Source organism: Bacillus sp. FSL E2-8887 (assembly GCF_038007205.1).
GTDB lineage: Bacteria > Bacillota > Bacilli > Bacillales > Bacillaceae_G > Bacillus_A > Bacillus_A mycoides.
Window position 1 is genome coordinate 1,035,172 of the sequence record NZ_JBBOWS010000001.1, and the last position, 26,513, is coordinate 1,061,684.

24 protein-coding genes are annotated in these 26,513 nt (G+C 36.4%); 18 read left to right on the forward strand and 6 right to left on the reverse strand.

Annotated elements, in window-relative coordinates; all coding sequences use genetic code 11:
* Window positions 1-24: 24 nt before the first annotated feature.
* Window positions 25-348 (reverse strand): helix-turn-helix domain-containing protein, encoded by a 324-nt coding sequence (locus tag NSQ08_RS05095; protein ID WP_002030429.1) that lies wholly within the window; start codon window positions 346-348, stop codon window positions 25-27.
* 79 nt (window positions 349-427) lie between these two features.
* On the reverse strand, window positions 428-562 hold the full coding sequence (locus NSQ08_RS05100; RefSeq protein WP_002011474.1) for an anti-repressor SinI family protein: 135 nt from the start codon (window positions 560-562) through the stop codon (window positions 428-430).
* A gap of 342 nt (window positions 563-904) precedes the next feature.
* On the opposite strand from NSQ08_RS05100, the gene inhA1 reads away from it, so the two are divergent.
* The 11 genes from inhA1 (at window position 905) to NSQ08_RS05155 (ending at window position 14,039) form a co-directional block, all read left to right on the forward strand.
* Window positions 905-3,292 carry a M6 family metalloprotease immune inhibitor InhA1 gene (gene inhA1, locus NSQ08_RS05105; RefSeq protein ID WP_340772265.1) on the forward strand — a complete coding sequence of 796 codons (2,388 nt, stop codon included), beginning with the start codon at window positions 905-907 and terminating at the stop codon, window positions 3,290-3,292.
* Between the two features lie 170 nt (window positions 3,293-3,462).
* Window positions 3,463-4,830 carry an aldehyde dehydrogenase gene (locus tag NSQ08_RS05110; protein WP_340772267.1) on the forward strand — a complete coding sequence of 456 codons (1,368 nt, stop codon included), beginning with the start codon at window positions 3,463-3,465 and terminating at the stop codon, window positions 4,828-4,830.
* A gap of 237 nt (window positions 4,831-5,067) precedes the next feature.
* Window positions 5,068-6,051, forward strand: a complete 984-nt coding sequence (gene potA / locus NSQ08_RS05115; protein WP_002030425.1) for a spermidine/putrescine ABC transporter ATP-binding protein PotA — start codon at window positions 5,068-5,070, stop codon at window positions 6,049-6,051.
* Complete coding sequence (potB, locus tag NSQ08_RS05120; protein WP_002126118.1) at window positions 6,048-6,896, forward strand: spermidine/putrescine ABC transporter permease PotB; 849 nt, start codon at window positions 6,048-6,050, stop codon at window positions 6,894-6,896. The genes potA and potB overlap by 4 nt, the downstream gene beginning before the upstream one ends.
* A 6-nt stretch (window positions 6,897-6,902) precedes the next feature.
* A complete protein-coding gene (gene potC, locus NSQ08_RS05125; RefSeq protein WP_002011483.1) occupies window positions 6,903-7,703 on the forward strand; it encodes a spermidine/putrescine ABC transporter permease PotC in 801 nt (266 codons plus the stop codon).
* A gap of 38 nt (window positions 7,704-7,741) precedes the next feature.
* Window positions 7,742-8,791, forward strand: coding sequence for a spermidine/putrescine ABC transporter substrate-binding protein PotD (gene potD, locus NSQ08_RS05130; RefSeq protein WP_002011485.1), 1,050 nt, complete (start codon window positions 7,742-7,744; stop codon window positions 8,789-8,791).
* A 59-nt stretch (window positions 8,792-8,850) separates the two neighbouring features.
* On the forward strand, window positions 8,851-9,498 hold the full coding sequence (locus NSQ08_RS05135) for a phosphatase PAP2 family protein (protein ID WP_078422531.1): 648 nt from the start codon (window positions 8,851-8,853) through the stop codon (window positions 9,496-9,498).
* A gap of 110 nt (window positions 9,499-9,608) precedes the next feature.
* Window positions 9,609-11,801 carry an MMPL family transporter gene (locus NSQ08_RS05140; RefSeq protein WP_002140908.1) on the forward strand — a complete coding sequence of 731 codons (2,193 nt, stop codon included), beginning with the start codon at window positions 9,609-9,611 and terminating at the stop codon, window positions 11,799-11,801.
* Between the two features lie 100 nt (window positions 11,802-11,901).
* A complete protein-coding gene (locus NSQ08_RS05145) occupies window positions 11,902-12,318 on the forward strand; it encodes a hypothetical protein (RefSeq protein ID WP_002126125.1) in 417 nt (138 codons plus the stop codon).
* A gap of 100 nt (window positions 12,319-12,418) precedes the next feature.
* Complete coding sequence (locus tag NSQ08_RS05150) at window positions 12,419-13,342, forward strand: RluA family pseudouridine synthase (protein ID WP_002126127.1); 924 nt, start codon at window positions 12,419-12,421, stop codon at window positions 13,340-13,342.
* A 91-nt stretch (window positions 13,343-13,433) separates the two neighbouring features.
* Window positions 13,434-14,039, forward strand: coding sequence for a DUF1648 domain-containing protein (locus tag NSQ08_RS05155; protein WP_340772280.1), 606 nt, complete (start codon window positions 13,434-13,436; stop codon window positions 14,037-14,039).
* 35 nt (window positions 14,040-14,074) lie between these two features.
* On the opposite strand, the gene NSQ08_RS05160 is transcribed toward NSQ08_RS05155, so the two are convergent.
* The 4 genes from NSQ08_RS05160 to NSQ08_RS05175 form a co-directional block, all read right to left on the reverse strand.
* Window positions 14,075-14,905, reverse strand: a complete 831-nt coding sequence (locus NSQ08_RS05160) for a CAP domain-containing protein (RefSeq protein WP_002030537.1) — start codon at window positions 14,903-14,905, stop codon at window positions 14,075-14,077.
* A 465-nt stretch (window positions 14,906-15,370) separates the two neighbouring features.
* A complete protein-coding gene (locus NSQ08_RS05165; RefSeq protein ID WP_340772283.1) occupies window positions 15,371-16,699 on the reverse strand; it encodes a (Fe-S)-binding protein in 1,329 nt (442 codons plus the stop codon).
* Window positions 16,696-18,108 carry a glycolate oxidase subunit GlcD gene (glcD, locus tag NSQ08_RS05170; protein WP_340772284.1) on the reverse strand — a complete coding sequence of 471 codons (1,413 nt, stop codon included), beginning with the start codon at window positions 18,106-18,108 and terminating at the stop codon, window positions 16,696-16,698. The genes NSQ08_RS05165 and glcD overlap by 4 nt, the downstream gene beginning before the upstream one ends.
* A gap of 117 nt (window positions 18,109-18,225) precedes the next feature.
* The gene (locus NSQ08_RS05175; protein ID WP_340772286.1) at window positions 18,226-19,341 is read right to left on the reverse strand and encodes a PucR family transcriptional regulator; all 1,116 of its coding nucleotides are present in this window, start codon (window positions 19,339-19,341) and stop codon (window positions 18,226-18,228) included.
* 136 nt (window positions 19,342-19,477) lie between these two features.
* Here NSQ08_RS05175 and NSQ08_RS05180 point away from each other — a divergent pair, with 136 nt between their 5' ends.
* The 7 genes from NSQ08_RS05180 (at window position 19,478) to NSQ08_RS05210 (ending at window position 26,476) form a co-directional block, all read left to right on the forward strand.
* Complete coding sequence (locus NSQ08_RS05180) at window positions 19,478-20,449, forward strand: YncE family protein (protein ID WP_002030528.1); 972 nt, start codon at window positions 19,478-19,480, stop codon at window positions 20,447-20,449.
* Window positions 20,446-21,117, forward strand: coding sequence for a response regulator transcription factor (locus NSQ08_RS05185; RefSeq protein ID WP_340772290.1), 672 nt, complete (start codon window positions 20,446-20,448; stop codon window positions 21,115-21,117). Before NSQ08_RS05180 ends, NSQ08_RS05185 begins: the two co-directional genes overlap by 4 nt.
* A gap of 3 nt (window positions 21,118-21,120) precedes the next feature.
* Window positions 21,121-22,521 (forward strand): sensor histidine kinase, encoded by a 1,401-nt coding sequence (locus NSQ08_RS05190; RefSeq protein WP_002011591.1) that lies wholly within the window; start codon window positions 21,121-21,123, stop codon window positions 22,519-22,521.
* Window positions 22,522-22,750: 229 nt separating this feature from the next.
* Entirely contained in the window at window positions 22,751-23,440 is a 690-nt protein-coding gene (locus NSQ08_RS05195) for a FadR/GntR family transcriptional regulator (RefSeq protein WP_307838320.1), read from the forward strand.
* Window positions 23,441-23,608: 168 nt separating this feature from the next.
* Window positions 23,609-24,328 (forward strand): (Fe-S)-binding protein, encoded by a 720-nt coding sequence (locus NSQ08_RS05200; protein ID WP_002011587.1) that lies wholly within the window; start codon window positions 23,609-23,611, stop codon window positions 24,326-24,328.
* Window positions 24,329-24,344: 16 nt separating this feature from the next.
* Complete coding sequence (locus tag NSQ08_RS05205) at window positions 24,345-25,766, forward strand: LutB/LldF family L-lactate oxidation iron-sulfur protein (RefSeq protein ID WP_002011586.1); 1,422 nt, start codon at window positions 24,345-24,347, stop codon at window positions 25,764-25,766.
* The gene (locus tag NSQ08_RS05210; RefSeq protein ID WP_002030525.1) at window positions 25,766-26,476 is read left to right on the forward strand and encodes a LutC/YkgG family protein; all 711 of its coding nucleotides are present in this window, start codon (window positions 25,766-25,768) and stop codon (window positions 26,474-26,476) included. The genes NSQ08_RS05205 and NSQ08_RS05210 overlap by 1 nt, the downstream gene beginning before the upstream one ends.
* Window positions 26,477-26,513 lie beyond the last annotated feature (37 nt).

Consider the following 26,513-nt stretch of genomic DNA (forward strand, 5'->3'; position numbering starts at 1 on the left):
GTTTTAAGCACTCTTTTATATGTATTATTGTTGATTTTTCTTCCATTGTGTAAATTCGAGAAATTCACGAAACTGTTCTTTTGAGACACCAGAGCTCATCGCATCTTTAACGAGCTGTGTCCATTCGGAGTCTAGGTGACCCTCCGTTGTTGTTTCATCGTGAAGTAAAGTATCAACTGGAATTTGTAGAACAGCTGCAATTTTTTCAAGAAACTGAATAGAAGGGTTTTTTTGTAAATTCCGTTCTATAGAACTAATGTAAGATTTAGCTACACCAGCTTTTTCGGCGAGTTCTGTTAATGAAATGCCTTTTTGTAAACGAAGGCGTTTTATACGTTCTCCTATCATATTTGCGCACCTTTCTATCAATATGTAGTCGTCTTATGATGTGATTATTATAACATAAACTTCGTTAAAAAGAACGAGGCTATTGAGCCTGGCTCGTATGCTTCATACGTTGAAAAAAGTGTTCAATATCTTGCAGGGCAATGCCAGCATCTAGAGCTTCAAGTATTAAATCAATCCATTCTTGATCTAGTGAGTCAGCCTTATCTTTGTACAAATGTAATTCCTCCCTAATTAGTGGTCATAATTGCTGCTACAGAATATATGATAATGCAATCAGATTTTGTATTTTATATAGTGAATTATCAAATATTTTGTAGATGAAACAAAGATAAAATCCCCATTAAATTCCCTCTATGGCGATTATAAAGTTTCTGACAAATATTTTCAATATTTTCTGAAAACATTGTTGAATTGTGATATATTCGTATACTAACTATGAAATTTTTACAAATATATTAAAAAAATTACATAATATAACTAAATATTGAAAATATATTGAATTTTTAATAATATAAAGTATGTAATACATATTTTATATTAGGGGAGGCAATAAGGGATGAAAAAGAAACCATTTAAAGTGTTATCATCAATTGCTTTGACAGCTGTTCTAGGCTTGTCGTTTGGTGCTGGAAGCCAGTCTGTATACGCTGAAACGCCGGAGAACAAGACAGCTACAAGTCCAGTTGATGATCACTTAATCCCAGAAGAGAGATTAGCAAATGCGCTAAAAAATCGTGGGGTAATTGATTCGTCAGCTTCAGAGACAGAAACAAAGAAAGCTGTCGAAAAGTATGTAGAGAAGAAGAAGGGTGAAAATCCTGGGAAAGAAGCGACAAATGGGGACCAACTTACGAAAGATGCATCTGACTTTTTAAAGAAAGTGAAAGATGCGAAAGCAGAAACGAAAGAAAAGTTAGACAAACCGGCAACAGGGACACCTGCAGCGACAGGCCCAGTTAAAGGCGGTCTAAATGGTAAAGTACCAACTTCTCCAGCAAAGCAAAAAGAATATAACGGTGAAGTTCGAAAGGATAAAGTACTCGTTTTACTTGTAGAGTATGCTGATTTCAAGCATAACAATATTGATAAAGAACCTGGCTACATGTATTCTAACGATTTTAACAAAGAACACTATGAAAAAATGTTATTCGGTGATGAGCCATTCGCGTTAGATGATGGAAGCAAAATCGAAACGTTTAAACAATATTACGAAGAGCAATCTGGTGGTAGTTACACTGTTGATGGAACAGTTACAAAATGGTTAACAGTTCCTGGTAAAGCTGCTGATTACGGTGCTGATGCTGCAACAGGTCATGATAATAAAGGACCAAAAGGACCACGTGATCTAGTAAAAGATGCATTAAAAGCAGCTGTAGATAGCGGTCTTGATTTATCACAGTTTGATCAGTTCGATCAATACGATGTAAATGGTGATGGAAATCAAAATCAACCAGACGGTTTAATCGATCACTTAATGATTATTCATGCGGGTGTTGGACAAGAAGCTGGCGGTGGTAAATTAGGTGATGATGCAATTTGGTCACATCGCTGGACAGTTGGACCAAAACCATTCGCAATTGAAGGTACACAAGCGAAAGTTCCATATTGGGGCGGAAATATGGCAGCATTCGACTACACAATTGAACCAGAAGATGGCGCGGTTGGTGTATTCGCACATGAATATGGTCATGATTTAGGTCTTCCAGATGAGTATGATACAGACTATACCGGTCATGGTGAACCAATTCAAGCTTGGTCTGTTATGAGTGGCGGAAGCTGGGCTGGTAAGATCGCAGGAACAACGCCAACAAGTTTCTCACCACAAAATAAAGAGTTTTTCCAAAAAACAATCGGTGGTAACTGGGCAAATATCGTAGAAGTAGATTACGAGAAATTAAATAAAGGTGTCGGTCTAGCAACATATTTAGACCAAAGTGTTACGAAATCTAGCCGACCAGGTATGATTCGTGTTAACTTACCAGATAAGGATGTAAAAACAATTGCTCCAGCATTTGGTAAACAGTATTACTACAGCACAAAAGGTGACAATCTTCACACAAAAATGGAAACACCACTGTTTGATTTGACAAATGCAACGAATGCGAAATTCGATTTCAAATCATTATATGAGATTGAAGCTGAGTATGATTTCCTTGAAGTACACGCTGTAACAGAAGATGGTCAACAAACGTTAATTGAAAGAATTGGTGAGAAAGCAAATAGTGGAAATGCAGCTACGACAAATGGGAAATGGATTGACAAATCATATGATTTAAGTCAATTCAAAGGTAAGAAAGTAAAATTAACATTTGAGTACATTACAGATGGTGGTTTAGCATTAAATGGTTTCCTACTTGATAATGCGTCATTAACAGTAGATGGTAAAGTTGCATTCTCAGATGATGCAGAAGGTACATCACAATTTAAATTAGATGGTTTCGTTGTTTCTAGCGGAACAGAGAAGAAAAAACATAACTACTATGTAGAGTGGAGAAACCATACTGGATCAGATAGCGCATTGAAATTTGCTCGCGGTCCAGAATATAACTCAGGTATGGTTGTATGGTATGCAGACTCAGCTTACTCAGATAACTGGGTTGGTTTACATCCAGGACACGGTTTCCTTGGTGTAGTTGATTCTCATCCAGAAGCAATTGTAGGAACTTTAAATGGTAAGCCGACAATTGACAGTAGTACACGATTCCAGATTGCTGATGCGGCGTTCTCATTCGACAAAACGCCAGCTTGGAAAGTTGTATCTCCAACGCGTGGAACGTATACGTATAATGGCTTAGCTGGTGTACCGAAGTTTGATGATTCGAAAACGTATATTAATCAACAGATTCCAGATGCAGGACGTATTTTACCGAAGCTTGGTCTGAAGTTTGAAGTAGTAGGACAAGCTGATGATAATTCTGCAGGTGCTGTTCGTTTATACCGTTAATACAGTAAAACTACCGGGAGATTTTCTTTCGGTAGTTTTTTGTGAGCAATGAATTTTATATAAAGGGAAAAGTTATATATAATGTAACTTTAAGAATAGAAATTTGTTACATATGAAGTCTATATAAATAATGAAAGAATTGGATAAAAATAGTGGGAGAAGGTGAGTGCATGAGTATTTCCTCTATTGTAAATAAACAAAAGGAATATTTTCACAAAGGACATACGAGAAGTCTAGAGACGAGAAAGAAGAATTTGCAGAAGCTTTATGAAGGAATTCAGCGTTTTGAAGGTGAGATTTTTCAAGCGTTGAAATTAGATTTGAATAAATCAGTTCACGAATCATTTACAACAGAAATTGGATATGTACTAAAAGAGATTTCTTTTCAAATGAAGCATATTTCATCTTGGAGTAAACCAAAGCGTGTTCGCACAGCTCTTACTCATTTTGGATCGAAGGGGAAAGTGGTGCCAGAACCGTATGGTGTGACGCTTATTATCGCACCGTGGAACTATCCGTTTCAATTAGCAATTGCGCCACTCGTAGGAGCATTGGCAGCTGGCAATACAGTCGTTTTAAAGCCGTCAGAGTTAACGCCAAACGTTTCAAAAGTGCTTACGAGAATGTTAGGTGAATTATTCCCAGAAGAGCTTGTATCGGTAGTAGAAGGCGGCGCTCAGGAAAGCACTGCACTTTTAAAGGAACCGTTTGACTATATTTTCTTTACAGGTAGTGTTGGTGTTGGAAAAGTTGTGATGGAAGCAGCGGCGAAAAAATTAACGCCTCTTACGTTAGAGCTTGGCGGGAAAAGCCCATGTATTGTACATAAAGATGCAAAGCTAGATGTAACCGCAAGACGTATCGTTTGGGGCAAGTTTTTGAATGCTGGGCAGACGTGTGTAGCGCCTGATTATATGTACGTTCATTCTTCAGTGAAAGAGCAGTTAATCGAGGCATTACGACATGAAATCGCAGAGCAATATGGAAAAGATGCTTTGCAAAATGACAATTATGTGCGAATTGTAAGTGAGCGTCATTTTGAACGTCTATGTACATTTTTACAAAACGGTAAACCTGTGATTGGCGGGAATTATACGAAAGAAACATTACACATCGAGCCGACAGTATTAACGAATGTTACATGGCACAGTGCTGTTATGGAAGATGAAATTTTTGGACCTATTTTACCAATTATAGAATATGACAAAATAGAAGAGGTAATTGAAACGATTCAGCACCATCCAAAGCCGTTAGCACTATATGTATTTTCTGAAGATAGAAAAGTGCAAGAGAAAGTGACGAGTAATATTTCATATGGCGGAGGATGTATAAATGATGTCGTATATCATCTTGCAACGCCATATTTACCTTTTGGGGGCGTTGGAAGTAGTGGATTAGGCAGCTATCATGGTGAACAAAGTTTTCGGACTTTTTCCCATTATAAAAGCATTTTGTCCCAATCTACAGCATTCGACATGAAAATTCGTTACTCTTCTACAAAAAGTGCTTTAAAATTCATACGAAAGTTGTTAAAATGATGATGGTGTTTATCAGTAGGCGTAGCCGTATGATAAAAACCCCTTCGCAACTGAAGGGGTTTTTCTGTTCGACATATGTATCATGCGAAAATGAATCAAACATACTACATAAAGAATAGAAGAGAACGCTGCTAAACAACCATTTTTGTTTGGATCGAAACAAAAAAATAGTCTATAGAACATAAATATTTATTCATGAATATAAAAATTAAAATTTAAGGTAGATAGGACGGGAAAATGAAAAAGATTATTAAAGTTGAAGCAGTAGAAAAACATTTTGGAAATCAAGTGATTATCCCCCCTCTTTCTTTAGATATTAAAGAAGGAGAATTTTTAACAATTTTAGGACCGAGTGGTTGCGGGAAAACGACTTTACTTCGTATGATCGCAGGATTTGAAACCCCAACTAAAGGGAATCTTTTATTAGATGATGAAAAGATTAACGATTTGCCGCCATACAAGCGTCATATGAATTTAGTGTTCCAACATTACGCACTATTCCCACATATGAATGTTGAAAAAAATATTTGTTTCGGTATGAAAATGCAAAAAGTATCAGCAGCAGAACAGAAAGAACGTGCGGAAGAGGCAATGCGTTTAACGCAGTTACTTGAGTTCCGTAATCGTAAACCTTCGAAGCTTTCTGGTGGACAGCAGCAGCGTGTAGCAATTGCAAGAGCAATTGTAAACAACCCACGTGTATTACTATTAGATGAGCCACTTGGAGCGCTTGACTTTAAGTTAAGAAAAGATTTGCAACGTGAATTGAAAAACTTACAACGTAATTTAGGAATTACGTTCATATATGTAACGCACGATCAAGAAGAAGCGATGAGTATGAGTGATCGTATTGTCGTTATGAATAAAGGGCATATCGAACAAGTCGGCACGCCTAAGGAAATTTACAATAAGCCGAAAACATTGTTTGTTGCGACGTTCATCGGTGAAAATAATATCGTGAAAAATGGGGAAAACTACGTAGCAGTTCGCCCTGAAAATGTAAAAGTTCGCTCGGTTGAAGAGCCAATTTTAAAAGAATACCATCTTGGACATATTGAAGATATTGAATTTGTTGGAAATATGGAAAAGCTATATGTACGTGAGGAGAAAACAGCGGAATTACTAATGGCATATCAAACTGCTGAAGAAGCAACGCAGTGGAGCATTGGAGATAATGTATATGTAGGCTGGGAGCAAGAGGACGAGGTGACCTTAAATTGAAGAAAGGGAAATTACTCGCATTACCTACAGTCGTATGGCTGTTACTCTTCTTCCTAATTCCACTTCTGTTCGTATTAGCATTTGCCTTCATGCAGCGCGGAGCATACGGGACAGTGGAAATGAAATTTACATTAGATAACATAGCACGTGTGTTTGATCCATTATATATGGGGACGTTATGGGAAACAGTGAAGATAGCTGTTATTACGACAGTACTATGTTTATTAATCGGTTATCCATTCGCCTATACAATTACAATTGTTGATCGTAAATATCGTTCTATCCTTCTATTATTGGCAACGATTCCGTTCTGGATTAACTTTCTTGTTCGTTCATACGCATGGATTGTTATTTTACGTTCACAAGGTCTTGTAAACACATTGCTATTGAAACTAGGTATTATTAGTGAACCTTTAAATCTGCTATATAATACGCCTTCTGTAATACTCGGAATGGTATATTCTTTATTACCATTTATGATTTTACCAGTGTATGCAGCAATTGAGCAGCTTGATAAGCGTAAGCTAGAGGCGGCTTATGATTTAGGTGCAACACCAGTAAAGGCATTTTGGAATGTAACAGTACCGATGACGATGTCAGGGATTACAACTGGTTCTATTTTAGTATTCGTTTCTTCTATCGGAATGTTTGTTGTATCAGACGTTATGGGTGGATCGAAAGTAGCATTAATCGGAAACGTAATTCAAAACCAATTCTTAGGTTCACGTGACTGGCCGTTTGGTTCCGCGTTATCTATGATTGTTGTTCTATTCTCTGTTCTGTTAATTTACTTATATTATCGTGCAACGAAAGTATATAAATATGATGGAAACGGAGGGGAATAGGCAAAAATGAAGAAGTTTTTAGTTTCTTATTCTTGGTTAATCTTATTGTTTTTGTATTTTCCAATGATGGTTTTAATGGTATATTCCTTCAACGATTCTCGCATTAATGCGGAATGGGAGGGCTTTACACTCCATTGGTATACAGATTTATTTCAAAAACAAGATGTTATTGATGCGTTTGTAAATAGTATGACGATTGCTGTTATAACGACAATTGTGACGACAGTTCTTGGTGTGATTTTTGCTATTGCATTACACCGTTACAAATATCGTTTTGAAGGGGCCATTAACGGTCTTGTATATTTACCAATTTTAATTCCTGATATTTTAATGGGATTATCTTTACTTATCCTATTTAGTCAATTAGGTATGGAACTTGGAAAAACAACAATTATTATTGCACACATTACATTCAGTATTTCATTTGTTGTTGTTATTTTAGCGGCACGTCTTTCTGGTATGGGACGTGATTTAGAAGAGGCTGCAAACGATTTAGGAGCAACGCCGTGGCAAACGTTTCGTTATGTAACGTTTCCAGCAATTGCACCAGGAGTTATTTCAGCCGCATTATTAACATTCACATTATCGATTGATGATTTTGTAATTAGTTTCTTCGTATCAGGACCAGGATCAACAACATTGCCATTATACATTTATAGTATGGTTAAGCGTGGAGTATCACCTGAAATTAATGCTCTTTCTACAATATTAATTGTTGTAATTGTAGGATTAATGGTGCTATCGGAAATTTTCCGTAATAAAGGTGCAGACGGTGAAGAGAACTCTGGAGGACACCTTCCTTTATAATACGAATGATATAGAAAGAACGAGGAGGTAATAAACCGATGAAATTAGTGAAGAGATTAGCTGGTATAGCAATTAGCTTCAGTCTTGCTGCAGGTGTACTTGCTGGTTGTGGTGAGAAAAAAGAAGAATTAAACATTTATAGCTGGGCTGACAATTTTGATGAGCAAGTTTTAAAAGATTTTGAAAAGAAATATAACGTGAAAATTAACTACGATAAATATGCAAGTAATGAAGAAATGCTTGCGAAATTACAAGCTGGTGGCGCGACATATGATTTAATTCAGCCATCTGATTACATGGTGAAAACGATGGCGAAGATGGACTTATTAGCGCCTTTAGATAAGAAGAATATCCCGAACATCGAGAACCTTGTTTCTAACTTTAAAACACCTGCGTTTGATCCAGAGAATAAGTATTCTCTAGTATATACTTGGGGTGTAACAGGAATTGCATACAATAAAAAGTATGTGAAAGAAACACCTACAAGCTGGAATGATTTATGGAACGAGAAATATAAAGGACATGTTACTTTATTAAACGATTCTCGTGAAGTATTAGGAATGGGACTTAAGAAAAACGGTTTCTCTAATAGCACGAAAGAGGATGCACAGTTAAAGACAGCGTCTGCTGATTTACAGAAGCTACTTCCAAACTTATTAGCATTCGATACAGATAACATTAAACAAAAATTCATTACAGAAGATGCTTGGATCGGGACAGTTTGGTCTGGAGACGCAGCATTCATTGCGAAAGACAATAAAGATGTAGGATACGTTGTCCCAAAAGAAGGTGGCACAATTTGGGCTGATACGTTAGCAATTCCAAAAGGTGCGAAAAATAAAGAACTTGCAGAGAAGTTTATGAACTACTTATTAGATGAAAAAGTAAGTGTGAAAAACTACGAGTCAATTGGTTACAGTAATCCAAATGAAAAAGCTCATCCTCTTCATAGTAAAGAATATCGTGATAATCACATGATCTTCTTAACAAAAGAAGAATTAGATCGTACAGAGTGGCTTGTTGATGTAGACGATAAGTTAAAAGACTACGATCGCTACTGGACAGAGCTGAAAACAAAAGGTAAATAAGTAAGAAAATGCGGTTTCTAAAGTAGAAATCGCATTTTTTCATAGTAGGAGGAAATCGATTGAAGAAAAAGTTACATCAGTATGAGTTAATGTGTATCATTGTATTGTTTGTTCTATTTAGCATCATCGCTTGGAGGGTACATGTAGGTGGTGTTACAATGATGGATACATACGTACGTGATATGGTAAAAGGATTACAAACGGAAAGCTCACTTACATTCTTCTCATACTTTACAAAGCTAGGATCTGCAATTGGAGTTATAACGACACTAATTATAAGCTTGCTCGTTTTTTGGAAAAAGCGTTATTATGCTGCTATGATTGTGTATCCAATGGCTATATTAACGACACACCTTGTTAATAAGGGAATAAAAGAAATTGCAAAAAGAGACCGCCCATCATTAAATGAGGCACTTGACGCACTTGGGTATAGCTTCCCAAGCGGACATGCAATGCTATCTATTATAACATTCGGTTTTCTTGCCTATATCATTGCTGCCAATTTGAAGAGTGTAGCTGGAAAATGTGGTATTACGATTTCGATGGGCATATTAATTATATTGATTGGATTAAGTAGAGTTATTTTAAATGTTCATTACCCGACTGATATTTTAGCTGGTTACTGTGCAGGTGGCATTTTGTTAATCATCGCAATTTATTGTCATCGTTTACTTACCGAGAGATTGGGACTTAATAACGAGAGATAAAAAAACGTCTAGAAAAACTAGTATTATAGTTTTTCTAGACGTTTTTTGTTTATGGGAAGATGTGATAAAGTATAAATGACAAGTGAATTATATAAAGTAGGTGAAACTGTGTGAAGACAAATGTACATAAAATTGATAAGTGGGGGAAGTTAGGAACTTTTTTGTATCAATTTCGTTATACAGTAATTGTAGCATTACTACTACTTGCGATAGTGCTCGGAATTTTTGCTCCAAAACTTCCAGGAGTATTGGGCGGTGATGGTTTCCAAACAGAAGGGGATTATCAAAAGACGAAAGAAATTTTAGATAAAGATTTTAAGCAGTCTCAAGATACACTTTTACTCGTTTTTGAGAAGGAAAAGGATACTTCGCATGAGGATTTCCAAAAGCGTATAGAGGGGATAATAAATCAAATTGAAGAGAAAGAAAAATACGAATCTTTCCATCATCCAATGCAAAATAAAGAGATGCTACAAGATGATATCGGTTATGCGACGATTTTATTTTCCGGGAAAACAAATAAAGAACGAATGGAAAAGACATTACAATTTGCCGGAAAAATCGAGAAGGAAAGTAATAGCGTATTAAAAGTAACACCGACAGGATATCCGAAAATTAATCAAGAGATTAATGAAAGAACGCAAAATGATTTAAAAGTAGCAGAGATGATTGGATTACCTATTGCTTTTCTCGTACTATTATTCTCATTTGGTAGTCTGATTGCGTCTATTTTACCGATTGTAAATGGCGCGCTTAGTGTCATTAGTACGATGGGGATTTTATATTTTATAGGTAGTGATAAAGAGCTATCTATTTTCGTGTTAAATGTTGCGCCGATGATTGGGCTCGCATTATCAATTGATTTCGCACTGTTATTTGTAAATCGTTTCCGAGAGGAAGTTGCGAAGAGAACAGTGAAAGAAGCGATAGCGATTACGTATCAAACGGCAGGGCGTGCTATCGTATTTTCAGGGTTATGTGTATTCGTCGGTTTATCAGGCTTATTTTTCTTTAAGATAGATTATATTCAGTCTGTTGCTATTAGCGGGATGATTGTCGTTATTATGAGCATTTTGTTTTCGCTAACACTTCTTCCGGCGCTATTATCTTTAATTGGTAAAAGGATATTAAAAAAGAATCAGGCGGCGCCTACGCCATCAAATGTATGGCGTAAATTTGCACAGTTTGTAATGAAACATCCAATCGTCATGATTATTGTTGTTACAACATTTATTGTTATTTGTTTATTACCGCTGCGTACAGCTAACTTGCAGTTTCCTGGTGTTGAAGCGTTACCTGAAAAGAGTGATACGAGAGTTGCATTTGAGAAGTATGAAGAAGCCTTTAATAAAACTGTCCAAACACACGCTGATGTTACATTAGTAGTAGAGACGAAGAAAGATATAACAGAAAAAGAAAGTTTACAAAAGATAGAAGCTGTTGTTCAAAAGTTAAAAGACGATAAGCAAGTATATAAGGTGAAAAGTGTATATGACGGGCTAAATGGAATGAAAGCAGATCAAGTTGCTGGAATGTTACAGTCGCCAGAAGCTGCGAAAATAGCTCCTGTATTTGAAGCGTATACGAAAGGGAATAAAACAACAATGGAAGTCTTTTTGGATACTAAGCCAAGTACAGAAACCGCAAAACAATGGGTTCGTGATTTCAAAAAGAATTATAAAGAAAATGATGTTACTTATTATTTGGGCGGTATGACGACGTTCCAGCAAGAGTTAGAAGATGAAATTAAAGATAAAGTTGCAATTGGTATGTCTGTTATATTTGGATCAACCTTTGTCATTTTATTATTCGCATTCCGCTCTATACTCATTCCAATTAAAGCTATTATTATGAACGTACTTAGTTTAAGTGCAACAATTGGAATTGTTATTTGGTTATTTGAAGGTGGTCATTTCGGATTAGAAGAGAGTTCAGTTTTATTTGTATTACCAATCTTTATTTTCGGCCTCGTATTTGGGCTTAGCATGGATTATGAAGTATTTCTTATTTCACGTATTCATGAGCTTTATGAAGAAACAGGAGATAACGACCAAGCAACGTTAGAAGGACTTGTTTCGACAAGTAGAATTATTACGTCCGCCGCTTTAATTATGATTGTTGTTACCGGTGCGTTCGCCTTTACTGATATTTTACCAGTAAAGCAGATGGGGCTTGGGGTTGCACTAGCAATATTTCTTGATGCAACAATTATCCGTCTTATGCTCGTACCAAGTTTAATGAAATTGTTTGGGGATTGGAACTGGTGGCTACCATTTCGAAAGAAAAGAGGAAAATCATCATAAAAAAAACTCATCTTATAGATGAGTTTTTTTTATGAATAGCAGGGCCCATATTTTGCGCATAGTATGTGATAAGAACATTACATACAAGTAGGTGAAGGCAATGTTTCGTTATTTTAAGTTTAAGCTAAATGATACAGTACAGTTTGCTGAAAACGATGGGCATATGTATCGCATTGTCGGTTATCGGTTGGAAAAAGGGTTTTACCCAAAAGATGAATGGACTCATATTATTTATGAACTGCTTAGAGACTTTGACGGGTATACGATGGATGCGGAAGAAGAGGAACTTGTAAAAGTCATTCAAGTAGAGGATGAGTATTACAAAATACAAGAAGTATCGGGGTATCGCTATCCAGTAAAAATGAAGCAAAAGCAACAAGTTATGAAAGGAGAGAAAATAGACGACTTATTAGATACGTACAACGACTATAAACGATTGGCGGATTTCTTTAAAGATTTATTGTATGAACAAAAAGCTGAAGAAGTGTTGCAGGAAATGAAAAGGCTTAGAGCGTGAGGGGACAGTCGATTATAAGGCTGTCCTCTATTTTTGACGGTGCATCAAATTATGTTTTCCGTTACAATGAGAGAATCAATAGAAATAAGGTGATTATAGTATGGAAACAAAGAAAAAGGGCGAATGGTGCGAAATTACGGTTCCAGCGACGTGGAATGGTATAAGTATTGAGTCGTTGTTAAAAGTAGAATGGGAAGTACCAAAAAAGTTATTACATCAGCTTCGTATGGAAAAAGGTGTTACGGTTAACGGAGAACAAAGGAGATGGAATGAACTTTTAAAAGAAGGAGATAAGTTACAAGTTCATATGTTTATGGAGGAGGAGTACGGCGTAGAGCCGGAATATGGTGAATTAAATGTAGTGTTTGAAGACGATCACGTACTCATTGTAAATAAGCAGGGGCAAATGGATACACATCCTTCTGAAAAAAATGGGACGGGAACACTTGCCAATCTTGTTGCTTTTCATTTTCAAATGCAAGGTTTAGAGACGAAGGTTCGGCATATCCATAGATTAGATAAAGATACGACAGGTGGTGTTGTATTCGCAAAACATAGAATTGCGGGTGCAATTATGGATCGTTTATTAATGGAACGGAAAATCAAAAGAACGTATATGGCACTTGTTGAAGGAAAAGTAAAAAAGAAGCAAGGGACAATTGACGCGGCCATCGGAAGAGATCGACATCATGCTACAAGGCGCCGTGTTTCTCCAAAGGGAGACCAAGCTATAACGTACTATAAAGTAGAGAAATATTTTAAAAAACAAAATGCGACACTCGTAACGTTACAGTTAGAAACCGGTAGAACACATCAAATTCGCGTTCATATGAGCTATAATGGAAATCCATTAGTTGGGGATGTATTATATGGTGGGCAAACAACATATATGTCCGGGCAAGCGTTACATGCGATGAAGATTAATTTTTTGCATCCGATTACGAAAGAAGAGATCGTTGTTGACGTACCTTTCCCTACAAATTTAAACGATACAATGAAAAAATTTGAAAGAGAAAATAGGTAAAGTGTAAGTTTAAAGTTGAAAAAGGTGGATTTTTGCAGGGATTTCTCTGAAAGAGGCGAAGCCGTTAAGAGAAAAGAGAGGTGAGAATTACTTGATCAAATATAAATATATGCTAGGGATATTTTTCGCTTGTCTTTTACTTACTCTATGTATTTATCCATATTTACCAACTCGTATGGCAGTGCATTGGAACGAGAATGGTGGAGCGAACGAGTTTATGAGTAAACAAGTTGTCGTATTATTTATCCCTGTCCTTATTATTATTTTACATGGATTAGTATATGTTATTTTACATAATATATATAAGTTTAATGAAGGGGAATATTTCATTATAAATGGATTTATAAAGAGTATTACTTTATTTATGATGTTTGTCCACCTACTAATTCTCTTTATTAATTTGGGAAGTATTATATCCTTTCAGACAGGACTAACGATTGGAATTAGTATGTTTCTTTTTATGTTTAGTAAAGTGTTTAAAAAGGTGAAGGATAGAGAGAAAGAACCGATCAAATTACAAAAAATCCGTTTAGTTAGTAGGCGAATCTTTCAAGTGATGGCATGTGGCATATTATTTTCGTTGCTTTTGAGCCTGAAGTGGGGATTTTACTTGTTAATTAGTGTAATAAGCTGCGGGTCTATTTTGTTTATGTTCTACATTTTATACGCATACATATTAGAAAGCTATGAAACATAAAAAAAGAGTCTTCTCCTAGAAGACTCTCTTTTTATTTACTTCGTAATAAATTGTTGTGTCCAGTAGTTGCCGCTTTCTACATAGCCAACACCGATATGAGTGAAGCCACTATTTAAGATGTTTGCACGGTGTCCAGCACTGTTCATCCAAGCTTGTACAACTTCTTCTGGAGTACGTTGTCCTTGGGCGATGTTTTCACCTGCAGATTTATAAGAAATACCAAATTTCTTCATCATGTCAAACGGAGACCCGTATGTAGGGCTGTTATGATCAAAGTAGTTGTTTTTTTGCATATCTTCAGACTTAATGCGTGCTACTTTGCTTAATTCAGTATCGATTTGTAATGCTGATAAGCCTTGTTTTGTACGCTCTGCGTTTGTTAATTCAACAACGCGTTGTTCGAATTCGCTTAAAGATTTTGCTTCTTCAGCAGGCTTTTGCTCAGCTGGTTTTTGTGTTTCGTTTTGAGTATTGTTGTTTTCAGCTGGTTTTTGAGCTTCTGGTTTAGCAACTTCTTCAGCAGGCTTTTGTTCAGCTGGTTTTTGAGTTTCCTCAGCAGGCTTTTGAGCTTCTGGCTTAGCTGTTGGTTGCTCAGTAACAACATTTTCAGTAGGCTGTTGACCAGGAATGAAGCAATCTTGTTGGAATTGTCCTTGGTTCCATTGTGCTAATGATTCAACTCCCATAGATTGTAAGAATGCTTGTAATTCTTGTTGGCTCATTTGCTTCATCATCATTTTTGAATGCTGAATATTTTGAACCTTTATGTTAGATGGTTGTACTGTTGCAGCTTGTGCATCTAAAGAAGATACTCCTAAAGTAAGAGCTGTTGCAGCAGCTACAGATAATAAAACACGCTTTTTCATGATGTGTGTCCCCCTATATAAAGTTTTAATTTGTTTTCACACGATTTGTTTTTGACAGCCTGTCTGACTGACCAATTCATCGTAGCATACAATTTGCGAGAAAAAAGATGGAAAAAAATTCATAGACTTAAAATTTTCCTAATTTATCCTAAGAGGAGGAAAGGGATGAAATAAGAGAAACATAGAGTATAAAAGGAATTTTCAGCATTTTTATACTTGGTTTTAAGAGGGGGTTTTTGGATAAATGTACCTATATTAAAAATGAAGAATCCTATTGTATCAATGATTTTAGCATTTTTTTGAGGAATATACTGGATGTATTTTTACAAAACTGTAATGTTTCTGTTGTTCTTTTTTATAATAAAGTAACATATTTTTAATGTTGTAGCGGACAAAAAAGCGGCTATCTCTTTACATAGACGAAGGAGATAGCCGTTTTCCTATTATTACGTATGTTACGAGTTATTACGAGTTGGTTTCAATTGCTTCTAATAATAGATCAACAATGTGAATTCCTCTCATTTTATGAGAAAGACCTTCACGTTCAATACCTAGTTTCATTTGTAATAGACATCCAGGGTTTGCAGTAACAATTGTCGCTGCATCTGTTTCATGTACACGGTCCATTTTGTAATCTAGAAATTCCATTGATAACTCCGAATGGACAATATTATAAATACCAGCGGAACCACAGCAACGGTCCGCATCTTTCATTTCGCGGTATGTTGCGCCTTGAATGGCCTCTAGTAACATACGAGGTTCCGAAGATGTTCGCATAACATTACGTAAATGACAAGAGTCTTGATACGTAATGTTTTGCGGCGTGAGTCGTAAGTCATTACGTTTATGGAAATCTAGTTCTACTAGTATAGCAGTAATATCTTTAATTTTAGAAACAAATTGCTTTGCGCATTCAGCCCATTTGGGATCATCTTTTAACAGATAATCATAGTCTACGAGGTAAGCTCCGCAACCACCTGCATTCGTAATAATATAGTCGATGTTTAAATCTTCGAATGCTTCTATATTTCGTTTTGCTAATTCTTTTGCTCCACTCTTTTCACCAGCATGCCCATGTAATGCCCCGCAGCAACTTTGTGTTTTCGGAATAACGATATCACAACCAGCTAACTGAAGAAGTTTCATCGTTGCGTTATTTGTTTCTAAAAACATCGTATCCATTAAACAGCCTGTGAAGAATGCAACTTGTTTCTTCTTTGCCACCTCAGCAGGTAAAAATTCAGGACGATCTTTCATTGCTTTCATTTTAGGGACTTTTGGCAAAACGAGGTCCATCGTTGCAAGTGTTTCAGGGAATAACTTCATAATACCTGTTTTATGTGTTAGCGTTTGTAAACCAGAACGCTGGTAAAATCCGATTAGTCCTGTTAATGTTCGCATTCGGTTTTGATGCGGGAATAGTCCTTCAAAAACAACTTTACGAACAGCTCTCACGGGCATGGAGAACTTTTTATTTTGATTAATAATATCACGAGCTTCTTCTAATAAATGTCCATAATTCACACCAGATGGACAAACAGGTTCACAAGCGCGGCAGCCAAGGCAAACATTTAATGTATCTTCAACATCTTCATCCGGCTCAATTAAACCATCAACGACGGCTTTCATTAAGGCGATACGTCCGCGTGGGGAATGTGATTCTTTATACCCAGATTGAATGTAAGTAGGGCAAGTTGGTAAACAAAAGCCGCATCGCATACAGTTTAGTAGTTCATCTTCACTTAATCGTTCTTTAAATTCCTTTTGAATGTTTTCTTTATTTAATGTGGTCATCGCTCAACCACCACTCTTTTACGAGAGTCTTTCGCGAACATCTTTCCAGGATTCATAATGTTGTTTGGGTCGAAGGCTTGTTTAATCCCTTGCATAGCAGCAATACCTTCTTTACCTAATTTCATTTCTAAATACGGAGCTTTCATTGCGCCAACACCATGTTCGCCGGTAATCGTACCACCAAGCTCAATCGCTTTCGCAAATATTTCAGCAAAAGCCTGTTCGGCACGATGCATTTCTTCTTCATTACGGGCATCTGTCATACAAGTCGGATGCAAATTACCATCACCAGCATGACCAAAAGTACAAATAGGCATATTATATTTCTTTGCAATTGCATTAATTGCTTCAACCATTGGAGCGATTTGTGAACGTGGTACAGTTGCATCTTCTAATATTGTTGTCGGTTTTAGTCTTGCAAGTGCTGATAGTGCACTACGGCGTGCTGTACGAAGCGCATCTGCTTCCGCTTCATCTTTTGCAACGCGAACATCGACCGCATTCATAGCACGGCAAACGTTAGCCATTTTTTCGATATCTCGATTGACAACCTCGGGCGGGCCATCTTGTTCAATTAATAAAATTGCTTTAACGTCAGTTGGTAAACCGATTTGTGCAAACTCTTCTACAACTTCAATTGTTGGTTGGTCTAAAAACTCAAGTGTCGCCGGAATAATTTTATTTGCAATAATAGCAGAAACAGCTCGAGCAGCTTCGTTAATATCTTCATATAGCGCAAGCATCGTTTTCTTCGTTTCAGGCATAGGGACAAGTTTTAATATAGCTTCCGTAACAACACCAAGTGTTCCTTCAGAACCAATAAATAAACGAGTTAAATCATAACCAGCGACATCTTTTGCTAATTTACCACCAGTACGAATGATATCGCCGTTCGGTAAGACAAGTTCAAGCCCCATTACATAATCACGTGTTACGCCATATTTTAAACCACGTAATCCGCCGGAGTTTTCATTAATGTTACCGCCGATTGTAGAAATTTTCATAGAGCTTGGATCTGGTGGATAAAATAAACCTTTTTCTTCTACTGCTTTAATAATATCAAGTGTAATAACACCAGCTTGTACAGTAATTGTTAAATTCTCTTCGTCAATTTCTAAAATATTGTTCATATGACGGAAAATAAGGACGATACCACCTTCAAGTGGACACGTTCCAGCGCAAAGATTTGTTCCAGACCCGCGAACGTATACGGGGATTTTATGAGTGTTACACACTTTTAACACGTCTGCTATTTCATTTGTATTACGAGGAGCAATGACTGCATCAGGCATCGCTTGGAAGTTTGGAGTGGCATCATAACTATAAGTTAAACGCCCCATATTGGATGTATCTACATTATCTTCGCCAACAATAGATACGAATGAATCAATAATTTGCTTTTCTAACATTGGAAATCCCCCTCAAACTGTTAACGTATTTCGTCATAATAAAAAACGTTGTAACAGTGCTTTCATTATAATGATAAAAAAGTTGGAGGATTCTTTCTATGTACAATCATCTAAAGATTAATCAATTTTATCGTTATTTTTTGTATGATTATCTAATAAGAGGAGTGCGAAGTATAAAACATTTAAATCTTTGAATTGTTTCGGGTCAAGTCCTGTATGTTCTTCAATCTTTTTTAGCCTGTAATGCAATGTGTTAATGTGTATATGTAATTGCTCAGCTGTCTGCTTATAAGATTGGTTATAATCGATAAATAAACGTAAAGTGTGCATAAGCTCAGGAGATGATACTAAGTTTTCAATGGTACGCTCTAGAAACTGTTCTCGAGTTTCAGTAGAAATATCTTGTAAGCACATTTCTAAACGTAAATCTTCATTAAATACAATTTTTTTCGTTTCAAGTGATACTGAAAGGGCGCGTAATGCTTGTTCGTACGATAAGTTCATATTGCTTGGCGTAACTGTTTGTCCAATCCCGATATATAAAGTAATAGAAAATAAAGTTTCACAGTCTTGTTTTAACCGTTTTAAAAATTGAAAGGTTTGCTCTTTGGATTGGATTGTTGTAAACAAAATAAACCGATCATTTCCCCAGCGAACAAATAAATTTTCTTTTGCTAAAATGTTGCGCATATGTTGCCAAATTTTACGCTGGAGCATCGTATTATCTTGGGCGATTGATAATAAAATAAGTTGTTTCTTCTTATATAAATCAATGCCAAGCGTTTTTGCACGATCGAGAAAACTTGGAGACCAGTCTGTATTTTGAAGCCAATCAAAGACAAATGCTTCATAAGAACGGTGCTCAAGTTCTAGTTGTTCTAAAAAGTAGTTTTCATGAATTAATAATTCGGTCATCTTACGTAATATTTCTCCGTATTGTGAAATATTTTCAGGTTCTCCTGTAATTCCAATCACGCCGATTACTTCGTCATGGAATAGTAAAGGAAGGTTCATCCCAGCTTTTACACCTTGCAGTCGTCGTTCATCGTCTTTTGTAATAATGACAGTTTTCTTTTGTTTCGCACAGCGGAGTGCACCTTCATGAAATTGACCGATTCTTTCCGCATCTGTACTTGCGATAATAACGCCTTGTATATTAATAATAATAATGTTTTCAGTAATTAATCTGCGTACTTCACGTGCAATTTTATTCGCTAAATCAGGAAAAAGCATAATTTACACACCTCAAATTCTATTTGTTGTACATTATATATGTAAGTTTATTAATAAAGGAAGATTTCACATTTTCCACACATTTATTTGTTATTTTACAATTATAACGAAATCATCCGAAGATGGAGGGAATCTTTTGAGAAAGTATGTTTTTCTTCTCTGTTTTTTATTTCTATTAGTAGGGTGTCAAGGAAGTTCGTATACACCGATTGCTAAAGATAAAAGTGTTATTATAACAACGAATATAAAGGAAGGTAGTATTAGTTTTATTGATAAAAAAACAAAGAAGCTATTAACAACATGGGAATTAAATGAGCCGATTGCGGGGGTTACGCTACTTCCAAATGGTGAGGAAATACTTGTTTATGGTAAGCAATTAGAATATATGTATGTATATTCACTAGCAGAAGGAAGACAAGTGGACAAATATAAGACTGGAAAAGGAATTGCTAATGTTATCGCATCAGATGATGGAACACAATTATTTGCTGCCGATCAAAATGAACAAAAGGTAAGGTTCTTTGCGATAAAAGGAAAAGAGACAGGGAGTGTTTCAACAGGAAAAGGGCCGATAACGATGGTAGAGCATCATAACCAGTTATCTGTACTCAACTTTTATGATACAAAACTAACGACCATTGATACAAAGAAAAAAGAAGTGATACAGTCCTTTATGATTCCACCAGCATCAACAGGAGCAACGGTTAGCGCTGATGGGAAAGAAATATGGATTGGTGGACATGGTGATGGAAGTCAAGTGAATGAGAAAGTATTAGTGTATTCTTTACAGAGCGGAGAGATGATGCGTTCTTTACATGCTCCGTTTATGCCTGTGAATATAACAAAGGATGATAAGTATGTATATGCGCTAAGTCACGGTTCAAATACGCTTAGAAAGTTTGATGCAAGTACGTATCAAGAGGTAGGATTTGTAGAAGTAGGATCTAATCCATTTGCATTTTTGAAAAGCGGTGCAGAAGGATATGTAGCTAGTTATGATAGCGATGAAGTATGCGTAATGGATATGAAGAATATGAAAATAAAACAAACAATTAAAGTCGGAAAAGGACCGTTTCAACTCATAGAGAGAGAAGGGGAAGGACAATGAGTAAATATAACGTGCTAGTCGTAGATGACGAAAGTGATATGAGGCAACTTGTCGGAATGTACTTAGATAACTTCGGATACGAGTGGGGAGAAGCTGAAAATGGAAAAGAGGCACTTCGAAAATTAGATACGGATCATTACGATTTCGTTGTACTAGATATTATGATGCCTGAGATGGATGGGCTTTCAGTTTGTAAAGAGATTCGAAAAACGTCGGATGTACCTATTATATTTTTAACAGCAAAAGGTGAAGAGTGGAATAGGGTGAACGGCTTACGTATGGGAGCAGATGATTATATTGTAAAACCATTTAGTCCCGGGGAACTAATTGCTCGTATGGAAGCTGTTTTAAGACGATATACAAAGCAAGAACAGCAAGAAGAGATTCAATTTGGACCGATTCTTATTAATGAAAAAAGTAGGAGGGTCGAGACGAATGGTGAGACGATTCCTCTTACGGTAAAAGAGTTCGATTTACTATATTTTCTTTGCCAACATAATGGACAAGTATTTAGCCGGGAACAATTGCTTGAAAAGGTGTGGGGATATGATTATGCAGGAAGTACAAGAACGGTAGATACGCATGTGAAAACGATGCGTCTAAAGCTAGGAGAAAGTGGAAACTACATTCAAACCGTTTGGGGTGTAGGTTATAAATTTGAGGTGTAACGTATGTTTACGATGGTACAAAAGCTTTGGCTTACAGTAGTATGTGCAGTATGTGTAACAGTTTCCTTTCTTTATTTTGTATCTTTATACTCATATGAAAAGTTATACGTTGATAATTTAAAAGATTCATTAGTAATGGAAGGGAAACGTCTTGCCACGCAATATGATAAACGTGAAGGAGTATCCACTTTTGAAGAGAAAGTAAGGGCATATGATCAAATATCTAGTTCAGATGTCCTTTTCGTATACAATCCGCGTGATTTAAGCGCATGTTTGCCTTTTGATGTTCACCATCATTCTCTTATAAGTGAAGGGGATAGACAGGCGCTATTAGATGGGAAAACAGTGACAAAGATAGGGTATGAAGAACATTTTGATCGCAATATTATGGGTGTTGTCATCCCTGTTTTAGATAATAAAAAATTAGTTGGTATTGTATACTCTTATATTCCTTTAAAAAGTATAAAAGACTTAATATTTGATATGGGTCTTATTTTAGCGCCGTTAGCACTTGCAATGATTTTAATTACAATATGGATTGGTAGAAAAATTATTATCGCCATTACGAGACCGCTTTCGCAAATGGAACGAGTTGCAAATCATTTGGCTACTGGAGATTTCTCAGAGCGGATTACAATTTCTTCAGAAGATGAGATTGGACGATTGGGAAAAGCCTTTAATAAAATGGCAAATTCCTTAGAAACAGAAGATGTAAAGCGTAAGGAATTTTTAGCTAATGTTTCGCATGAACTTAGAACACCGCTTAGTTATATTAAAGGATATAGTGAAGCTATTTTAGACGGTGTAGCGAAGGGGCCGCAGCAGGAAAAAGTAACGCAACTTATTCATAAAGAAGCAGGTCGCATGCAGCGCCTCGTTCATGATTTATTAGATCTAGCGCAGCTAGAAGGTGAACACTTTCCCTTAAAGAAACAACCTATCGTTTTTTCACAGCTTATTGAAGATGTACTAAATACGTACGAGTTACAGTTTGTAGAAAAAAACCTTCGTATTTCAACGAATTTAAATCCTGAAATTATCGTAATGATTGATGAGGATCGTATGCAACAAGTACTTCATAATGTATTAGATAATGCGATACGTTATACAAATCAAAACGGGGATATCATAATAACATTAAAGCAAATCGATGATTATTGTGAATTGCACATAAAAGATACAGGAATAGGTATTGATAGAGAGCATTTAGAAAATCTGGGGGAACGCTTTTACCGAGTAGATAAAGCGAGAAGTCGTCAACACGGTGGAACAGGTTTAGGTCTTGCAATTGTAAGGCAAATTGTTCATATACATGACGGTGAGTGGAGAATAGAAAGTGAAAAAGGTAAGGGCACGACAGTTAGTATTAAATTAAAAGCACAAGATGAGGAGAGCATATTCTAACTTTTGGAATATGCTCTTCATATTGAAGGTAAATAGTTACGCGTAAATGTATTAATTAATATCAAACAAATATCAAAAATTTGACTATTTTATGAACAAAACATTTGTACTTCTTACTAATTCGTTCTAAAATAGTTATGGATGCTAAGTTCTTATAAAACGTTACAATTGTTGTTTGGAAGATACTGAGGTGATTTAACTGGAGTACAAATCTATTAAACCGAAAAAAATTTACGAAGAAGTATCTGAAGCTATTTTAACAATGATTAAAAATGGTACGTTAAAACCTGGTGACAAACTACTTCCTGTTCATCAATTAGCTGAGCAGTTTCAAGTTGGCAGATCTGCTGTTCGTGAAGCGCTAAGTGCGCTAAGAGCAATGGGCTTAATTGAAATGAAACAAGGAGAAGGTACATATGTAAGGAATTTCGATCCTTCTTCATTAACAAAATCACTAAATAACAAGTTATTAATGAAGAAAGAGGATATTTTGAATTTATTAGAAGTACGGAAGGTGCTCGAAGTGGGGGCAGTTCGAGCGGCAGCGGCAAAACGTACGGAAGCTAATTTGCAAAATATGAAGCAGTGGTTAGATGAAATGGCAAAGAGCATTGGAGATGAGAAGGCTGGCGAAAAAGCAGACTTTCATTTTCACATGGGAATTGCAGAATCTTCGCATAATAACATCTTGCTTGAGCTCATGAATCATGTTTCAGAGATGATTGCTGAAACGATTGGTGAATCAAGACGCATTATTTTATATGGTGAACAAACAACATCAGAACGACTTTTAGAAGAGCATCAATCTATATATGATGCGGTGTTAAAGCAAGATGTGGAATTAGCGCAGCAAGCGATGCTAGATCATTTAACAAATGTAGAATATATTGTCACAGGTAAAAGCGATATAAATTCGTAATTTAATCTTTTAAAAATCTAATTTTCTGATAAAATAGAGAGAGATTAAGTAAGCGTTTTCTTTAGAAGAGGGAGAGGATAGGCTATGGTTGAGCCTACTTCTTCTAATCTTAGTCATCTGATGACCATATGATTTTTGGCGGAGTTGTAATGAGGGGGAATTATAGTTATGAAAGTTACTTTATTTGTTACTTGTTTAGTCGATATGTTTGAAACAAACGTCGGTAAAGCAACAGTTGAAGTATTGGAGCGTTTAGGTTGTGAAATTGAATTTCCAGAAGCACAAGTTTGTTGTGGTCAGCCTGCTTATAATAGCGGCCATGTAGAAGCAGCAAAAGAAGCGATGAAACATATGATTGAAACTTTCGAAGATGCAGAATATATCGTTACGCCATCTGGATCTTGTGCGACAATGTTTCATGAGTATCCGCATGTTTTTAAAGATGATCCGAAGTGGGCTAAACGTGCACAAAAGGTTGCTGATAAAACATATGAATTTACACAATTTATTGTAGATGTTTTAAAAGTTACAGATGTTGGTGCAAGTTTACCAGGGATAGCTACTATTCATAAATCTTGTCATATGACACGCCTGCTTGGAGTAAAAGAGGCACCAGGAATTTTATTATCAAGCGTAAAAGGATTAATTGTGAGAGAACTGCCGAACGTGCAAAATTGTTGTGGGTTTGGGGGAACGTTTTCAGTTAAGATGACTCCAATTTCTGAGCAAATGGTAGATGAAAAAGTAGATAGTGTAATGGAAACAGGTGCTGATTATTTAATCGGTGCAGATTGTGGGTGTTTGTTAAACATTGGCGGACGTATTGAGCGTTTAGGAAAAGAAGTAAAAGTAATGCATATTGCTGAGGTCTTGAATAGTCGCTCATGAAGGGGGAACATAAGCTATGTCTATGAAAATCAGTGAGAAAAAATTTAATGATCGCGTTGGCGATGGAATTCAAGATTCGTTTATGCGCGGAGCGGTATCTTCTGCACAAACGCGTTTATATACAAATCGATTAAAAGCAGCTGACGAGTTGGGAAACTGGGAAGAGTGGCGTGAACTAGGTGAACAAATTCGTCAACATACGTTAGAAAATCTTGATTATTATTTAATGCAGTTAAGTGAAAATGTATCAAAAAGAGGCGGTCACGTTTACTTTGCGAAAACGAAAGAGGATGCAGCAAAGTATATTCAAGACGTTGCAAAAAAGAAACAAGCGAAGAAAGTTGTAAAATCAAAATCAATGGTAACTGAAGAAATTAGTATGAATCATGCCCTTGAAGAGATTGGTTGTGAAGTGTTAGAGAGTGACTTAGGAGAGTATATCTTGCAAGTAGATAACGATCCACCATCACATATTATTGCGCCTGCACTTCATAAAAACAGAACGCAAATTCGTGATGTATTTAAAGAAAAACTTGGATATGAAAATTCTGATGATCCATACGAAATGACAAAGTTTGTTCGTAAACAACTTCGTGAGAAATTTATGGATGCAGAAATTGGTGTGACAGGTTGTAACTTCGCTGTTGCAAATACTGGCTCTCTTTGCTTAGTGACGAACGAAGGTAATGCCGATCTTGTCATGTCGATTCCGAAAACACAAATTGCAGTAATGGGTATGGAACGTATGGTTCCGACAATGGAAGAATTAGATGTTTTAGTTGGTTTACTATGTCGTAGTGCGGTAGGTCAAAAATTAACAAGTTATGTAACAGTAGCAGGACCAATTCAAGAGGAAGAGGTAGATGGACCAGAAGAGTTTCATTTAGTCGTTGTTGATAATGGCCGCTCTCAAATTCTTGGATCGGAATTCCGTTCAATATTGCAATGTATTCGTTGTGCCGCTTGTGTTAACGTATGTCCCGTATATCGTCACGTTGGTGGACATTCGTATGGATCTATTTATTCAGGACCAATCGGTGCGGTATTAACACCACTTTTAGGTGGGTATGACGATTACAAAGAGCTTCCTTATGCATCTAGTTTATGCGGAGCATGTACAGAAGCTTGTCCAGTAAAAATTCCATTACATGATTTATTATTAAAACATCGTCAAGTCATCGTTGAGCAAGAAGGTCGTGCCCCACTTGCAGAAAAATTAGCAATGAAAATGTTTAGTATGGGTGCTTCTTCAGCAGCTTTATATAAAATGGGATCGAAAATGGCACCGGCAGCAATGAGTCCATTTACATCTGGTAACCGTGTATCAAAAGGTGTTGGACCACTTAAAAACTGGACGGATATTCGTGAATTCCCAGCTCCAAGTAAAGAACGATTCCGTGATTGGTATAAAGATCATAAGAAAGGCGGGGACAAATAATGACAGGATTAATTCAAAACCGTGAGTCCTTTCTAGATAATATCGCAAAAGAACTTGGGCGCGCGCGTAAAACAGAAGGCGTAGAACGTCCAGCATGGAAAAGTAATGTGAATGTAGAAACGTTAAAAGATTATTCACAAGAAGAATTGTTAGAAGTATTTAAAAAGCAATGTACAAACATTCATACAACTGTTGTGGAAACGACAAACGACCGCTTACGTGAAGATATTCAAAAAGTAATCGTTGAAAACGGCGGAGGACCTATTATATTATCAGCAGATGAACGTTTTGATTCCTATGGATTGACTTCTTTATTTAAAGAAGAGCTTCCAAAGCAAAATGTTGAGGTAAATGTATGGGATCCTGAGAAAAAAGAAGAGAATATGCGTATAGCGGAAAAAGCGAATATCGGTATTGCATTTAGTGATTATACTTTAGCTGAATCTGGTACGATTGTTGTACAAAGTCATAAAGGACAAGGGCGTTCTTTACACTTTTTACCGACTGTATACTTTGCTATTATTCCACGTGAAACACTTGTACCTCGTATTACGCAAGCAGTTCAGGATATGAACTCACGTGTGGAAAAAGGTGAAGCAGTCGCATCTTGTATTAACTTTATTACAGGACCAAGTAACTCTGCGGATATTGAAATGAATCTTGTTGTCGGAGTACACGGGCCGTTAAAAGCAGTATATTTCATCGTATAAAATAGGGGAAAGCAGGCCGGAAAACGGCCTGCTTTTT